Genomic DNA, 14911 nt, shown 5'->3' on the forward strand with positions numbered 1-14911 from the left:
ACTAATAACACTAGAATATTGGCGAGAATATCGCACCTATTTTCATCTGGGAAATAGTTGGGGTATTAACGAATCAACGGCGTATAGAATTGTTAGGAAAGTAGAGAATATTCTCATCAAATCAGGTCTGTTTAATCTACATGAAAAAAAAAACCTCTTAGAAAGTAATAGTGAAATAGAAGTAATAGTGGTGGATGTGTCAGCACAGGAGAGCGAATATTTTGAAGCGTTTTTATGCTTCTTTTTTCCTGAAGTTCACCAATTAATTGATTGGAGAAAAATTCCCGAATCCCTAGAAAAAGTATTTCTCCAAAATTGAGATGCATCCTATTTTCTGGGAACATCCCAATTTTGCAAGCGGAGTGACAGCATAACCCCTTCCTACCTAAGTAGGGTTTGGGGTAGTCGATGTCGGACCAGAATCAGCTCCTGATGGGGCAGTTTTATTCAATTCTGCCCTACAAATTGATAGTATCAGAGGAGCAGCATCCACTCCCGTCCCTGAATCCGCTGCTATTCTTGGAACCCTAACCGTTTTGAGCTTCGGAGTGAAGTTAAAGCGCAAAGGAAAAAACGAGGCGCATCAATGATATAAACCAGTGATCCTACCAAACCGTTAATACTAATCCAGATGCAGTAATATTTTGATCACAAGTTAATAAAGTTACGCTTTCTTCTTGATTGGCTAAAACCAGTACCGTTGCCACAATTTGTCTATCGTGCATTTCCGTAATTGTCAACAAGCTCAGGGTCTGTTTAATAATTCTTGCATCCAAAGAATAGATAACTAAACGCGGATCAGAATTTACGGCATTAAATAATTCTAAAACCGAAGGGATTGATGTTCTGCCTCGCTCAACAATCCAAGCCGCTTCAGCTAAAACAATAGCCGGTAAAACTAATTCACTGTTCGGGTCAGAAAGGATCGTTTTGGCATTTTTTCCCAATCGGGGATTCCCTTCTAAAAACCAAATTAAGGCGTGAGTATCCAGCACATATTTCATCGGTTTAAGACCAATCTAAGTGGTCATCTGCATCGCCCTGAAATTCGGCGAATGAAAAATCTTCTTCTGTAGATTGATAATCCCCCGTGAACATTCCAAAGCACATCAATTTGGGATATTTTTGGATTGGTTTATCTTCTAAAAATGTGATAATAACTGAACTTTCTTCTAGGTTATTGGGAGTTTCTAAAAGCTCGATCTTTCCTTGTCTATAAATGCCTTTAACTGATTGTAGCATTGACTTAGTTTCCTAATTGTTAATTAAGTTTTGGAGATAGTCTATCTAATTTTACCTTAAATATTTTCTGGAAGCATCTCAATTTTGCCAGTGGAGTGACAGCATAACCCCTTCCTATATAATGAAATGTTAAGTTTAGACTCGGCTTGAGCTATGTCTTTTAGCCTATAACAGTTTCTATCTTCTTGTCAAACCAAGGATTCTAACTATTTTTTGAGATAACTTTAAGTCTCAATATCTTCCTTGATTGTTACTATTTTTACATAACTACTCTAGGAGAGCCTTTATGGTTTATCTGAGTTAAGTATGCTAAGATGATAACACCGCTTCATTAAAAACTGATTTGAGCCAATTGTTTTTATTACAAATATTTTACACACTTCAAGCAACATGGCTGACCACTACTACCAAATCATTACCGTCCGCACCAACCACCATCGACAAAGAAGCGTCAGAAACTCGCCCCTTGGCGAAGCGGTGGGGAATAGTTCATTACTTCCACAGTTTTATATTTTCTTTAGAGATGGACTGTCCTAAAACCTGCTCAGAGCGGCCAAAAGTCAGAAAATAGAAATAAAGGTGCGATTGGAGAACTTAAGCCCCGATCGCACACATAAGCCGCCATTGGAGAAAGATAAAGTTATGGCAGATAACTACAGAAGTCGCATTGTTACCCAAGGTACCCAACGCAGTCCCAATCGGGCCATGTTAAGAGCGGTAGGTTTTGGGGATGAGGACTTTAGCAAACCAATCATCGGCATCGCTAACGGATTTAGCACCATTACCCCCTGTAACATGGGAATTAATGATTTAGCAATGCGTGCCGAAGCAGGAACCAGATTAGCGGGGGGAATGCCGCAACTTTTCGGGACTATCACCATTAGTGACGGGATTTCCATGGGAACAGAAGGGATGAAATATTCTCTCGTTTCTAGGGAAGTAATCGCCGATTCCATTGAAACCGTCTGTAATGGTCAAAGTCTCGATGGAGTCCTCGCTATCGGGGGTTGTGACAAAAATATGCCGGGGGCAATGATTGCCATGGCCCGGATGAATATTCCCGCTATTTTCGTCTATGGTGGCACGATTAAACCGGGGCGCTACAAAGATTGCGATTTAACCGTGGTCAGTTCCTTTGAAGCCGTAGGACAGTACAGCGCCGGTAAAATCAGTGAAGAAGACCTCATCGGAATTGAACGCAACGCTTGCCCCGGCGCCGGTTCCTGTGGTGGGATGTTTACTGCTAATACCATGTCTTCCATTTTTGAAGCCATGGGGATGAGTTTACCCTACTCCTCGACCATGGCCGCCGAAGATGAGGAAAAAGCCGATAGTACCGAAGAATCGGCCAAGGTTTTGGTCGAGGCGGTTAGAAAACAGATTCTCCCTAGCCAAATTTTGACCCGTAAAGCCTTTGAAAACGCCATTTCGGTAATTATGGCGGTGGGAGGTTCCACTAACGCTGTGCTGCACCTTTTAGCCATTTCCCGCACCATCGGGGTAGAATTATCGATCGATGATTTTGAAACCATCCGCCAGCGTGTACCGGTTATCTGCGATCTTAAACCCTCCGGGCGTTACGTTACCGTAGATCTGCATAAAGCCGGCGGTATTCCCCAAGTGATGAAAATTCTCCTGGTTAATGGTTTACTCCACGGGGATGCCCTCACCATTAGCGGTCAGACTATCGCCGAGATTTTAGCCGATATTCCCGACCAACCGCCCTCAGGCCAAGATGTTATCCGTCCTTTTAGCAATCCTGTCTATAAAGAGGGTCATTTAGCCATTTTAAAAGGAAATCTGGCCACAGAGGGGGCCGTGGCCAAAATTAGCGGCGTGAAAACTCCGGTCATCACTGGGCCTGCGCGGGTGTTTGAGTCGGAAGAAACCTGTTTAGAGGCAATTTTAGCCGGAAAAATTAAAGCCGGGGATGTGGTGGTTGTCCGTTACGAGGGACCAGTAGGCGGACCGGGTATGCGGGAAATGTTAGCCCCCACTTCGGCAATTATCGGCGCTGGTTTAGGGGATTCCGTGGGATTAATTACCGATGGTCGTTTTTCCGGGGGAACCTATGGCATGGTGGTCGGTCACGTCGCTCCAGAAGCAGCGGTGGGTGGTACAATTGCCCTAGTAGAGGAAGGAGATCAAATCACTATTGATGCTCGTCAGCGTCTCTTGCAGTTAAATGTATCGGAGGAAGAATTAACCCGTCGTCGTAACCATTGGCAACCGCGCCCCCCACGCTATAAAACGGGAATTCTCGGCAAATTCGCCAAGTTAGTCTCTTCTAGCAGTCTCGGCGCTTTAACGGATCTGAATCTGTTCTAAAAGTATAACAAAGAAACGGCGATCACAATCGATCGCCGTTTCTTTGTTATATTAGTTAGGGAACACCAGAGCTTTTTTGCTGTGATCGGTAAACAGTAATCAGTAGAGTTCTTGCATGATTAATTTTTGAGAGTGCAAAAACGAGAAAAATAGACATAAAATTGCATAAAATCCCTAAATAACCTCAGTTCTGGTTAAGGCTATTTTCCTACTCATTCCACAAAAGAATAGGGTTGACAGCGAACGAGAAAATTAGGGTTTTAGTTTATCCCGAACTCAGGTTAAATAGAGCATTTAATTAAATGCTCATTCTTAATTCTCCTGACTCCTGACTCCTGACTCCGTTAAAGATTAATGACTATGACCTATCTACTCACTGTCTATCGAGCGCTCGAATGCCGTCCAGATACCTATCGGGACTGGTATGACCAAGGCAATATTTTAAGAGAAAGAATGGACTATTTGGGAGCCTTAATCAGCTACGAAAAAGCCTTAGAATATTATCCAGATGATTATTGGGCATGGTACAAAAGGGGTATGATACTAGAAGACTTGGGAATGTATGAAGAAGCGGCTCAAAGTTATGCTAACGCTGCACAGGTAAAGGATGATAACTATTGGGCTTGGTACGATCAAGGTTGTGTTTATCTACAGGAATTAAAGGACTACGAAAAAGCGATCGCTTGTTTTCAACGGGCCCTAAGTCATAGTCCGGGGGACTATTGGGCGGCCTACCGGCAAGGGGAGGCCTATCGATTGCTGAAAAATTACGAACGCGCTATCACTTTCTATGATCTGGCCCTAGGGGCGCGACCCCGGGATTATTGGGCCTGGTATCGTCGCGGCGACGCTTTCCGGGATTGGGGCAATCCCCAAGAGGCTTTATTTAATTATCGTACCGCCCTCGATATCCGACCGCAAGATTACTGGTCCTGGTATCAACAGGGTGTGATCTTACAGGAATTACAGCGTTTACCAGAAGCGATCGCCTGTTATGAAGAATCGTTAAAAATTGATCGAGATGATCGCTATGCGTGGTATAATTGCGCCTGCTGTTATGCTGCCCTCGGTCAACAAGAAAAAGCGATAGACTGTTTACGCGAAGCCATGGACATAGAACCGGATATATGTGGCGAATTAGTGCGTAATAACTTTGTTTTCGATGGTTTAAGGCAAAATGAAACCTTTAATGACCTCTTGAGTTGCTATTCCCCCAGCTAAAGTCTTTTTGCATCACCTAGGGTTTGCTGAAAGGGTTTTTCGTGGGGTGTAGGATTTTAGGCATTTTCAGGGAAAAAGTGCCTAAATTTTCCCCTCTATTGCTCAAATGGCTGGCACTTTTTTGATGGCAAAAAAGCCTAAAGATATTAGCCAACAAGGTTTTTAGATTTATTCAGCCAGTCTGGATTAGCTACAATTGCAATTAGAGACAAATTATTGAGAATCTTATGCGAGAACTAGACAGAGACAAAACCATCGAACAACTAAACGAAATCATGGAATTTGAACTAGCGGGAGTTGTCCGTTACACCCACTATTCCCTGATGGTGACAGGTCCCCATCGCATCCCCATCGTCCAATTTTTCCAGACTCAGGCCACGGAATCCCTCACCCACGCGCAACAAGTTGGGGAAATTCTCACCGGTTTAGAAGGTCATCCTAGCTTAAAAATTGCCCCCATCGAGGAAAGCTATGAACATAATATCAAAGCAATCTTGAGTGAGAGCCTCAATCATGAGAAAAAATCCCTTGATTTGTACAAAGCACTCCTAGAAACCGTCGAAGATGCCAGTATTTACCTGGAAGAATTCGCTCGCGGTATGATTGGACAAGAAGAATTACACAATCTGGAAATTCGCAAGATGCTGCGGGATTTTGCTTAAGCTAGGATCAAAGCTAGAGTTTATCGACTAGCTTATGAATCTTAGTTCCGCTTTACCCACTTTTATTATCACTCTCCGGGAAGGTTTCGAGGCCGCTTTAGTGGTGGGAATTGTCCTCGCTTGTTTACAAAAATCGGGTCGATCGCAACTTAACTCATGGGTGTATCGTGGTATTGGTGCGGGAGTAGTGGCTAGTGTTTTGGTCGGTATTTTGCTAGGAGGAATCCTTTTGCAAGTGGATGCCTCTCCTAGTCCATTTGTACCAATGATTAAGGAATTGCTGGCCGCCACTTTTGGACTGATTGCCGTCTTGATGTTGAGTTGGATGTTAATTTGGATGACTCAACAGGCCAAATCTTTGAAATCTGAGGTAGAAAGTGCGGTAAAAGCGGGTTTAAAATCGGAAAATGGGGCAGGAAAAGCGATTTTTCTGCTCGTTTTTATCGCTGTCTTGCGAGAGGGATTTGAAACTGTCCTCTTTATCCTGGCCCAATTCCAAAAAGATTGGCAGATACAAACCTTCGGTGCGATAGCGGGGTTAAGTGTCGCAACCTTGTTGGGAACTCTCCTCTTTGCGGGGGGAGTAAAAATTAATATCCGTCTCTTTTTCCAAATTATGGGGACTTTGCTGCTCTTAATCGTTGCCGGATTACTCATCGGTGTTTTGAAACATATCGACGCAGGAATCAGTCTTTTAAGTGAAATTGACCCTTTTTATCGCAATTTCTGTCCTTCTCTCCCCTCCTCCTGTCTTCTCGGTTTTCAAGTTTGGGACGGTTCCCAAATTTTGAGCGATCGCACTTTCCCCGGACTCCTCCTTAAATCCCTGTTTGGTTATCGTCAAAACCTCTATATCAGTCAAATTGTTGCCTATATCCTCTTTTTACTGCTTATCGGTGGCCTCTATTTCCAAAGCTTACGACAACGTCCTCAAACAGTGACCAGTAAACAGTAATCAGTAAACAGTAAACAGTGACCAGTAAACAGTAAACAGTAATCAGTAAACAGTGAAAAGATGGCAAGAAACTGCTATTTAATACTGCTCACTTAACACATACTGCTCACTTAAAACTCAAATCTGATAACTTACCCACTGATAACTTACCCACTGATAACTGATAACTGATAACTGATAACTGATAACTGATAACTTACCCACTGATAACTGATAACTGATAACTGATAACTGATTATGACTACTTGGCAATGTGACGGTATCCCTAAAGATGGTAAAACTTATCCGCAAGCGATTGCGGGAGGTCATGAACCCTGCGAAAATACTACTCCTGATTGTCCTATCTGTGGCCTGCCTAGGGAAGCGATGGATCCCGTAACAACGACGGTTAAAACCACGGTGGTGGTGTCCCCGGGGGGTACAACTAGAGTTGGCCAAAAATCTAACTGGTTACTTCCCTTCGCTTTGATAATTACCGCTTTAACCGCAGGTTTAGGGGGTTGGAGTCTATTGCAAATGCTCATTCCCAAACCCGATACTCCCCCAGTCGTCCTGGAAGAAACCCCAGACAAGCAAACCAAGGCAACTTTTGTGAGTAATACGGCTAAAAATCCCGATTTATTTAGCCAAGGTGAGAAAATACTGCTTAATTCCACTCCTAACAAAGAAAAAGGCGCAGCGGCCTTTAAAAAGGAAGATTGGGCAAATGCGATCGCAGCTTACCAACTGGCGGCCACTCCCCAAGCAAACGATCCGGAGGGCAAAATCTATTACAATAACGCCAAAGCTAGACAAAAAGGTAATCAAAAGACTATAGCCGTTGTTGTCCCCATCGCTAACGACCCCAACAGCGCCAAGGAAATTCTCCGAGGTGTGGCAAGGTATCAAGAGGAGTTTAATAATTCTAATCCGGGTAATCCTTTGGAAATAGTCATCGCTAATGATGGCGGTGGGTTACAATCAAAAGCGATAGCCGATGATCTGATTCAATCCGGTCAAGTTTTGGCAGTTACGGGCCACGGAATCGATCCTTTTAGTCAAAAAGCGATTGAAAGTTACCAAAAAGAAGGATTAGCGATTCTTTCTCCCCTGACTACCAGTGTTAGTCAAACGGGAAATGCAACCCTGAAAACCATTCCCCTTAAGGATAAGTCTCAGGAAGTTTTAGGCAGTTATCTGGAAGCAGTGGCCAAAACTTTGGCTAATTATGCTAGTCAGCAAGAGAATTCTCCCTCAGTGGTTCTTTTTTATAATTCCGATAGTCCCTATAGTCAAAAATTAAAGGATTCCTTTGCTAAAGCGATAAAAGAACCGGGAGGCAAGATAGTTAAGGAAATAGACACCACCAAAGCCAATTTTAACGCTAAAACCGCCATAGATCAGGCAAAACAAGCCGGCGCTAGGGTGGTATTTTTGGCCTTGAGTAAAGACGGCGATCGCATTGATCAAGCCGTGGCTATTGCCCAAGAATCGTCTGGAATGCTCTTATTAGGCGGAAATGAACTTTATACACCCGATATCCTTATTCAAGGAGCGGATAGCATCGACGGATTAGTTCTAGCAGTACCTTGGAGTTTCCAAGCAACGGATCCCTTTGCCAAAGATGCGCTGAAAAGTTGGCGCGGTCGCGTCAGTTGGCGTACTGCTACCGCCTACGATACCATGAAAGTATTAGGGGAAGCGATCGCTAAAAGTTCTGACCGTGCTACTGTAGTCGAAACTTTAAATCGAGGAATCACCTTGCAGGGAAGCACCACGGATTTTAAGATTTTTAATCAAGTTCCCTTGGTGCGTGCTAATCGCGGCAATGAGGGGCCAAAGGGTTCTCAATATCAATTCGATCCTATCTAAAATAGACAATGTGATGTCGAGGAGTAGAATCAAGTCTAATTTTATGAACAATATCTTACCCATCCTAGCTTTGTTAATGTCGGTGTCGGGAATTGCCGTGTCTTTGGGACGGGAGGAAGTCCGATGTCGTCTCGGTTTAGAATCGGCAGCCTGTCCCCGGGAAGAACAAAAAACCAGCGAAGACACCCCCCCAGATACCCCCGCAACTACCCCAGAATCTCCCCAGATAGAAGAAACTCCCGCGGAAACTACCCGTAATAGCGAACCTTCCCCCGAAGTTTCCCCGTCTCCTGAAAGCGAAACCCCGGTGGAATTCACCCCCATCCCGGAAAAGAACCCCAGTCCAGAAGTCCCCCCCGAAAATCCCCCCACCCCGGAAACCAAAGCGGTGGAAAAAACTCCAGATGCAGAAAAAAGTCCGGATGTCAATCCATCTAAAGATGGAGAAACTGAAAGTATTCCGTTAGAAGTTATTCCCCCCGCACAGTAAAATCGGACAAAATCAATTTCTGGATCTGTAGGGTTGATTCATGAATCAACCCTACAGACTCCGGACAGTAAAATCGGACAAAATCAATTTCTGGCTGAGGATAGGAACTCATGCAAGAAGTAGTTATACTAAATCTGGTTATTAAAGACTGATTATTTATTCCCCTTTTTGCATGAGTGCATGAGTAGAAAACGGGTTTCTCCGAGAAACCCGTTTTCTGTGCGTTACTCAATTGTATCTAGCTTCTTTCGGCAAACCCTAACTATTGGATTAACGTTTCTTGCGAAGTCCCATTAATCCGAGTCCTGTAAAGGCCAGTCGATTTTTTTGAGAAAATTGAAGTATATTAAGTTTTATTAAGAACAATGAAACTGCAACGGTTATCGGTGATTCAAAAGTATTATAATTGTCTTTGTTATCCTAAATCAATAGTTTTTGCTTGTCAATAATTATGAATAGTTATCAAACCTATTTAACCATCGATAATTCTCAGAAGATTATCCTCTCTAACTTACCCTTTAAAGCAGGAACAAAGTTAGCCATTAACATTCAAGTAGTTGAGGATGAAAAGACAGAAGCCGATTTTGAAGCTTTATTAGATAAAACCCAGGCAATCTGGACTAAAGGAGATGGCTTAGAATATCAGCAAAAAATTCGGGAGGAGTGGATATGAAACGATTAATAGACTCCTGTATTTTAATCGACCATTTTAATGGTATTACCCAAGCTACAGTTTATCTAAAAGCTCACCGAGATGAAAGTTATATTTCTGTCATTACTAAAGCCGAAGTTCTCATTGGTTTTAATGATGATAATTCCTTTGAAAAAGCAGGAGAGTTATTAAGCCATTTTCCCCTGATAGATTTAGATGTCAACATCACTGATTTAGTCATTCAAATCCGTCGTGAACAAATCAAAAAAAAGGCAACCAAACAGCCTAACAAAAAGGTTATTCAATGGAAATTGCCCGATGCCATTCAAGCAGCGATCGCCCTTTACTATAATCTCAAATTAGTCACTCGTAATACCCAAGATTTTGATCTCAATCAACATCCATTTATTGAGATTCCCTATACCATCTAACAATAAAACTGAAACAGTTATCGGTGATTCAAAAGTATTATAATTGTATTTGTTATCCTAAATGAATAGTTTTTGCGTGTCAGTAGTTATCAATAGTTAGGGTTTGCTGAAAAAGTACGGGCGACGATCCCTAAAACCCTTACCTTGCCTACATTTCACATTTATTCAGCAAGCCCTATTTACTTTTATTCAAAATTAATTAACTTCTAATCCCGGAATGCTTAACTGTTCGGTTTTTGGCTGTGTTTCCCCCAGATAATCCCCCTGCAACATATTAATTAAACAGCCACCAAGATGATAGGCCATATTCACGGGAACCGCATTACCAATCTGTCGATATTGAGAGGTTAAATTACCGGTAAATTGCCAATCATCGGGAAAGGACTGCACTCGTGCATATTCTCTCACAGTCAAAGGACGAGTTTCTTGGGGATGGCATCTTTCTGTTTGGGTTTGTGCCGGACTACAGGTAATAGTTAAAGCTGGTTCATCCCAAGATAATCTTTTAGCATATCCTGTCCGTCCGCCGTGATTTTTGAGACTATTTTTCATATATTCTTTTTGAATATCCATCGGCAAATTCCGCCAATTTCCTCCTGGGGGAACTAAGGACATAATCTCTTTTTTTCTTTCTTTATATTCTACTCCTGGAGAACTGGGACAATTCTCTAGAGCTTTTTTCAGAGAAATAGTATAGTTTTTATATTGGGGAAAAATCGGTTTAATATTTAGGTCTTGACGGGTGGCAATAATAATTAATCTTTCTCTTTTTTGGGGAACATCGAGAAATTGGGCTGATAAAACTTGATAAGCAGCATAATAACCGATTTCCTGTAAAGCTTGCAGCATTAATTGCAGGGTTTCTCCTTTTTTATTGCTTAATAATCCTCGAACATTTTCGGCCATAGCGATTTTAGGTTGCACTTCCTGTAAACAACGAGCAAACTCAAAAAATAGGCTCCCTCTCAAGTCTTCTAATCCTTTTCCTAACCCAGCATAACTAAAAGGTTGGCAGGGAAAACCTCCAGCTATAACATCTATTTTGTCTCTAAAATTAGAAAATTTAATCTTTTTCATGTCTTGATTTATAACATTCCATTGCGGTCGATTGAGTCTTAAAGTATTAACACAATCTTGGTTAATTTCCACAAGTAATTGCGTTTTTAGTCCCGCATTTTCTAAACCTAAAGCCATACCACCACAGCCAGCAAATAATTCGATAACCGTGTAATTAGTTGGCTCAACAGTTTGTAAAATTCTCAATTCTCCGGGGGATTGGTTATTTTTAAGATTGGTTAATTGCTCGAGATCAAATAACCAATCAACTTGATTTATTTTCTGACCTTTGATTAATTTTTTCTTTTGCCATGTTAGTATTTCTGCGGTAGTTACACCGAGAATATTAGCAGCTTTTTGTAGATTTACCTGAGTCATAAGCAATAATTAGCAACTTATCTACGTTTTTATTATAAATCAAAGTAGCTAAACTTGATAAACAACAATAAAGGCTGAACAAGGTTCAGCCTCCAGTATAACTTTTAACTCTTTCCTAATTGCGTCCCGGAACTGTATATTTAAAATTCATCGGGCCGGTATAACCAGAAATCTCCGCTAATTTCTCTAATCTTTGGGTTCCCGAATATTCTTGACCCTTAATAATCCAAGTGGGGAAACCTTTAATTCCGGCATCGCGACAAGCTTGGGGATTACCATTAACCCCTTGGGGATCGCATTCGATATAAACCCCTTCTTTTTTGAGGATTTCTCCCGCTTCCTTACCAAATAACTGTTTTTGATCGTAACAGTGGGGACACCAAAAAGCCCCGTATTCTTTCGCACCAATTGCTTTTAAATGTTTAGCCAGGGCGATTTCTGCTTTTCCCGAAACCGTGGTTACTTCCCAACCGTAGGGAGGTTTAGCCGCTGTCATTGGCCGGGTAATTTCTTCTTTTCCTGCTGCCACCGTCGGGGAATTTACTCCCGCATAAACCGCTAAAGTTCCCACCAAAGTAATCATGGCCACCACAACCATCGGCAGTATAATTTGTCCTAAACCTTCCCATTCGCGACCGATAATTGTGAGAATTAATAGGGTTAAAGCGAACAAGGCGGAAGTGATGCAGTAGGGACACAATTCCTGTAATTCCGTGGCTAGAATATACATTAGATAACCACTAAATACCGCCATCGCCGTCGCCCCCGCTAACAGCAATAACCAAGTATTATTTTCTAAACTTTTGCGGAGATTTTTCTGAGTTTCCCCATTAATAAATAGAGGACTGAGGGCAAAAACCGCCATGGCAATATAGGCCAAAAAACCGAACAAACTCAAGGGCAGCCCGAAAACCGTAGCGTAGGGACTATTAAGAACACCAGTACAACCAGCCCCATCACTAGCCCCGGCGGTACAGGCAGCGGCCCCTCCCGTCAGTTTGGTAATGGTTAAATAGCCGGTCAGAATCGCCCCCACGATCGAAACGCCCCCAATTAGGGGCCGGGAGTAGCGATGAATCCAAGGTACAGAACGACGACGCATAATATTATTTAGATTAAATTACAGCAGAATTCAGGAGTCAGGAGGTAAATCGAAATGTACTTTGTCGAAAGGAAAAATTCCCTAACCATATTGTGTTAATTAGGACGTTTTCAATTCCTAAAAACTTAGGCTCGCTGACGACCGATAACTATCCGCCATTCTAGCAAGGGGTTATGTGGACAGAGGCAAAGAAGGGAGAGAATTATTAATTTTTGCCTTTTGATCGTTGATCTGCCGGGCCGTTTCCACAAATTGCGACACCCGGATCGGATCCACCGGTTCAGTAATTTTGCCATGACGCTTGAGGGAACTAGCCACGATCACCCCATCGGCAGCCGGCAGCAACTGCCCGATATTGTCCAAATCAGCCCCGCTGCCGATAAAAACCGGTGTTCCCTTGGCCGCTGCCACTGCTAGTTCCAAATCCTCAAAACTAGGGGGGCTACCGGTGGCCCAACCGGAGAGGATCACCCCGTCTGCTAGTCCCCGTTCGATCGTATCTTGCACTGCCGTGGTCAGATTAGGGGTTCCCAGGGGGCGGGCGTGTTTAACCAAAACATCCGCTAAAATTTTGACCTCAGACCCCAATTCGCGCCGATAACGCAGGAGTTCGTGGGCCTGACCCTCAATAATGCCCTGATCAGTGGCCATAACCCCCGTTAGCACATTAACCCGAATAAATTGGGCATTGACACAGGTAGCGATCGCTAAGGCACTATGGGCATCATTGCGGAGAACATTAAGACCAATCGGTAAGACCACCAGATTTTTAATGCGATCAACAATTAACGTCATGGCACTAACCACGGCGGGATCCACCTGTTGCTTAGTAAAGGGGGCATCAAAAAAATTCTCGATAATCAAACCATCAACACCACCGGCAGCCAAAGCCGTCGCCTCTTGTTCAGCCCGCTCGATCACCGTCTTGAGACTGCCACCCCAACGGGGGGAAGTGGGCAGGGGGGCGAGATGAACCACGCCAATAATCGGGTTTTTTGTCTTGAAAGTTGCAATTAAGTTCACAGCGTCTACTACTCTTAGCGTCCCAAACCATGCGCCGCTCACCCATTTTAACAGGGTGAAGGCCTACCCACGGTTCCACGGGGGGGAAATTATTTTAACTGCTAATGATTTTATCAATTCCGGAATCCGTTAAAATGTCTTAACATTAGAGAAGTTTAAGATTTGGTTGATACTCGATCGCATGGGCAATAAGCCAACCATCGCTATCTCACACCTAGGCTGTGAGAAAAACCGGATCGACTCCGAGCATATGTTAGGACTGCTGGCCAAGGCCGGCTATCCCGTAGATAATGACGAGGAGTTGGCCGATTACGTTATCGTTAATACCTGTAGTTTCATTCAAGCAGCTAGAGAAGAATCCGTTCGCACCCTCGTGGAACTGGCGGAAGCTAATAAAAAAATTATTATCTCCGGCTGTATGGCCCAACATTTCCAAGATGAACTGCTGACGGAATTGCCGGAAGCCGTGGCCATTGTCGGCACGGGGGATTATCAGAAAATTGTCGAGATCGTCGAACGGGTAGAGACGGGAGAACGCGTCAAAGAAGTCAGCACCGATCCCACTTTTATCGCCGATGAAAATCTGCCCCGTTATCGCACCACCAGCGAGGGAGTCGCCTATCTGCGGGTGGCTGAAGGCTGCGATTATCGCTGTGCCTTCTGTATTATTCCCCACCTGCGCGGCGATCAAAGATCCCGTTCGATCGAGTCCATTGTCAAGGAAGCGCGACAATTAGCCAGCCAAGGAGTCCAAGAATTAATTCTCATTTCGCAAATAACAACCAATTATGGGTTAGACTTATATGGCGAACCCAAATTAGCGGAACTCTTGCGAGCGCTGGGAGAAGTCGATATACCTTGGATTCGCGTTCACTACGCTTACCCGACCGGGTTAACGCCAAAGGTTATCGAGGCGATCCGAGAGACCCCGAATGTTTTACCCTATCTAGACTTGCCGCTACAGCATTCCCATCCCCACATCCTGCGGGCGATGAACCGTCCCTGGCAAGGACGAGTCAACGATGGCATTATCGAGCGGATCAAGCAAGCTATCCCGAACGCGGTTTTACGAACGACTTTTATCGTCGGTTTCCCCGGAGAAACCGAGGAACATTTCAGCCATCTGCTGGAATTTGTCAAGCGTCATGAGTTCGATCACGTCGGGGTGTTTACCTTCTCCGCCGAAGAAGGTACAGCCGCTTTTGACCTGCCCAATCCAGTGCCACAGGCAATTATGGACGAACGCCGCGAAAGGTTGATGTTAACTCAGCAACCAATCTCGGAACGCAAAAATCAAGCTTATATCGGTCAAACTGTCGATGTTCTCATCGAACAAGAAAACCCGGAAACAGGAGAATTAATCGGGCGTTCCGCTCGTTTTTCCCCGGAAGTAGATGGCTTGGTTTATGTGACAGGGGAGGCGATTCTAGGTGCGATCGTGCAGGTCCGAATCACTTCGGCCGATACCTACGATCTCTACGGCGAAATAGTCTAATTTTTCCATTTTTCTAATTTAATTC

At 43.6% G+C, this 14911-nt stretch carries 15 protein-coding genes and 1 pseudogene; 11 read left to right on the forward strand and 5 right to left on the reverse strand.

Annotated elements, in window-relative coordinates; translation table 11 throughout:
• Together IM462_RS11075 and IM462_RS21005 are read left to right on the forward strand one after the other, a co-directional pair.
• Nucleotides 1-193, forward strand: a pseudogene (locus tag IM462_RS11075) (helix-turn-helix domain-containing protein); the annotation flags it as partial.
• Between the two features lie 280 nt (nucleotides 194-473).
• Nucleotides 474-590, forward strand: coding sequence for a PEP-CTERM sorting domain-containing protein (locus IM462_RS21005; RefSeq protein WP_353737360.1), 117 nt, complete (start codon nucleotides 474-476; stop codon nucleotides 588-590).
• A gap of 15 nt (nucleotides 591-605) precedes the next feature.
• Here the strand turns inward: IM462_RS21005 and IM462_RS11080 are convergent, their stop codons facing one another.
• Together IM462_RS11080 and IM462_RS11085 are read right to left on the reverse strand one after the other, a co-directional pair.
• Nucleotides 606-1004: a type II toxin-antitoxin system VapC family toxin gene (locus tag IM462_RS11080; RefSeq protein ID WP_287702219.1), complete on the reverse strand. Its 399-nt coding sequence runs from the start codon at nucleotides 1002-1004 to the stop codon at nucleotides 606-608.
• A gap of 4 nt (nucleotides 1005-1008) precedes the next feature.
• Nucleotides 1009-1242 (reverse strand): hypothetical protein, encoded by a 234-nt coding sequence (locus tag IM462_RS11085; RefSeq protein ID WP_002763254.1) that lies wholly within the window; start codon nucleotides 1240-1242, stop codon nucleotides 1009-1011.
• A 642-nt stretch (nucleotides 1243-1884) separates the two neighbouring features.
• Between IM462_RS11085 and ilvD the strand changes: the two genes are divergently transcribed.
• The 8 genes from ilvD to IM462_RS11125 all read left to right on the forward strand — a co-directional run bounded on the left by ilvD (nucleotide 1885) and on the right by IM462_RS11125 (nucleotide 9832).
• Nucleotides 1885-3570, forward strand: a complete 1686-nt coding sequence (gene ilvD, locus IM462_RS11090) for a dihydroxy-acid dehydratase (protein WP_287702221.1) — start codon at nucleotides 1885-1887, stop codon at nucleotides 3568-3570.
• A 360-nt stretch (nucleotides 3571-3930) separates the two neighbouring features.
• Nucleotides 3931-4791: a tetratricopeptide repeat protein gene (locus tag IM462_RS11095; protein ID WP_287702223.1), complete on the forward strand. Its 861-nt coding sequence runs from the start codon at nucleotides 3931-3933 to the stop codon at nucleotides 4789-4791.
• A gap of 227 nt (nucleotides 4792-5018) precedes the next feature.
• Complete coding sequence (locus IM462_RS11100; RefSeq protein WP_002731529.1) at nucleotides 5019-5453, forward strand: ferritin-like domain-containing protein; 435 nt, start codon at nucleotides 5019-5021, stop codon at nucleotides 5451-5453.
• A gap of 34 nt (nucleotides 5454-5487) precedes the next feature.
• The gene (locus IM462_RS11105) at nucleotides 5488-6408 is read left to right on the forward strand and encodes an FTR1 family iron permease (protein ID WP_287702225.1); all 921 of its coding nucleotides are present in this window, start codon (nucleotides 5488-5490) and stop codon (nucleotides 6406-6408) included.
• 237 nt (nucleotides 6409-6645) lie between these two features.
• A complete protein-coding gene (locus tag IM462_RS11110; protein WP_287702227.1) occupies nucleotides 6646-8259 on the forward strand; it encodes an ABC transporter substrate-binding protein in 1614 nt (537 codons plus the stop codon).
• 43 nt (nucleotides 8260-8302) lie between these two features.
• Nucleotides 8303-8749 (forward strand): hypothetical protein, encoded by a 447-nt coding sequence (locus IM462_RS11115; RefSeq protein ID WP_287702229.1) that lies wholly within the window; start codon nucleotides 8303-8305, stop codon nucleotides 8747-8749.
• 451 nt (nucleotides 8750-9200) lie between these two features.
• Nucleotides 9201-9422, forward strand: coding sequence for a hypothetical protein (locus tag IM462_RS11120; RefSeq protein WP_130756442.1), 222 nt, complete (start codon nucleotides 9201-9203; stop codon nucleotides 9420-9422).
• Nucleotides 9419-9832 (forward strand): PIN domain-containing protein, encoded by a 414-nt coding sequence (locus IM462_RS11125; RefSeq protein WP_002776913.1) that lies wholly within the window; start codon nucleotides 9419-9421, stop codon nucleotides 9830-9832. Before IM462_RS11120 ends, IM462_RS11125 begins: the two co-directional genes overlap by 4 nt.
• A 195-nt stretch (nucleotides 9833-10027) precedes the next feature.
• Here IM462_RS11125 and IM462_RS11130 read toward each other — a convergent pair whose 3' ends face one another.
• The 3 genes from IM462_RS11130 to btpA all read right to left on the reverse strand — a co-directional run bounded on the left by IM462_RS11130 (nucleotide 10028) and on the right by btpA (nucleotide 13391).
• Nucleotides 10028-11266 (reverse strand): DNA cytosine methyltransferase, encoded by a 1239-nt coding sequence (locus IM462_RS11130; protein ID WP_287702232.1) that lies wholly within the window; start codon nucleotides 11264-11266, stop codon nucleotides 10028-10030.
• A gap of 115 nt (nucleotides 11267-11381) precedes the next feature.
• Complete coding sequence (locus IM462_RS11135; protein WP_287702233.1) at nucleotides 11382-12368, reverse strand: vitamin K epoxide reductase family protein; 987 nt, start codon at nucleotides 12366-12368, stop codon at nucleotides 11382-11384.
• 171 nt (nucleotides 12369-12539) lie between these two features.
• The gene (gene btpA / locus IM462_RS11140; protein WP_008198523.1) at nucleotides 12540-13391 is read right to left on the reverse strand and encodes a photosystem I biogenesis protein BtpA; all 852 of its coding nucleotides are present in this window, start codon (nucleotides 13389-13391) and stop codon (nucleotides 12540-12542) included.
• 181 nt (nucleotides 13392-13572) lie between these two features.
• Here btpA and rimO point away from each other — a divergent pair, with 181 nt between their 5' ends.
• A complete protein-coding gene (gene rimO, locus IM462_RS11145) occupies nucleotides 13573-14886 on the forward strand; it encodes a 30S ribosomal protein S12 methylthiotransferase RimO (RefSeq protein ID WP_287702234.1) in 1314 nt (437 codons plus the stop codon).
• Nucleotides 14887-14911: the final 25 nt, after the last annotated feature.

It is taken from the genome of Microcystis sp. M144S2, from assembly GCF_020246065.1.
GTDB classification, from domain to species: domain Bacteria; phylum Cyanobacteriota; class Cyanobacteriia; order Cyanobacteriales; family Microcystaceae; genus Microcystis; species Microcystis ichthyoblabe_A.

Excerpts from the sequence above, each read along its gene's own strand:
- IM462_RS11080 (WP_287702219.1), bottom strand. The coding sequence starts at position 1,004 with ATGAAATATGTGCTGGATACTCACGCCTTAATTTGGTTTTTAGAAGGG.
- IM462_RS11085 (WP_002763254.1), bottom strand. The coding sequence starts at position 1,242 with ATGCTACAATCAGTTAAAGGCATTTATAGACAAGGAAAGATCGAGCTT.
- ilvD (WP_287702221.1), top strand. The coding sequence starts at position 1,885 with ATGGCAGATAACTACAGAAGTCGCATTGTTACCCAAGGTACCCAACGC.
- IM462_RS11095 (WP_287702223.1), top strand. The coding sequence starts at position 3,931 with ATGACCTATCTACTCACTGTCTATCGAGCGCTCGAATGCCGTCCAGAT.
- IM462_RS11100 (WP_002731529.1), top strand. The coding sequence starts at position 5,019 with ATGCGAGAACTAGACAGAGACAAAACCATCGAACAACTAAACGAAATC.
- IM462_RS11105 (WP_287702225.1), top strand. The coding sequence starts at position 5,488 with ATGAATCTTAGTTCCGCTTTACCCACTTTTATTATCACTCTCCGGGAA.
- IM462_RS11110 (WP_287702227.1), top strand. The coding sequence starts at position 6,646 with ATGACTACTTGGCAATGTGACGGTATCCCTAAAGATGGTAAAACTTAT.
- IM462_RS11115 (WP_287702229.1), top strand. The coding sequence starts at position 8,303 with ATGAACAATATCTTACCCATCCTAGCTTTGTTAATGTCGGTGTCGGGA.
- IM462_RS11120 (WP_130756442.1), top strand. The coding sequence starts at position 9,201 with ATGAATAGTTATCAAACCTATTTAACCATCGATAATTCTCAGAAGATT.
- IM462_RS11125 (WP_002776913.1), top strand. The coding sequence starts at position 9,419 with ATGAAACGATTAATAGACTCCTGTATTTTAATCGACCATTTTAATGGT.
- IM462_RS11130 (WP_287702232.1), bottom strand. The coding sequence starts at position 11,266 with ATGACTCAGGTAAATCTACAAAAAGCTGCTAATATTCTCGGTGTAACT.
- IM462_RS11135 (WP_287702233.1), bottom strand. The coding sequence starts at position 12,368 with ATGCGTCGTCGTTCTGTACCTTGGATTCATCGCTACTCCCGGCCCCTA.
- rimO (WP_287702234.1), top strand. The coding sequence starts at position 13,573 with ATGGGCAATAAGCCAACCATCGCTATCTCACACCTAGGCTGTGAGAAA.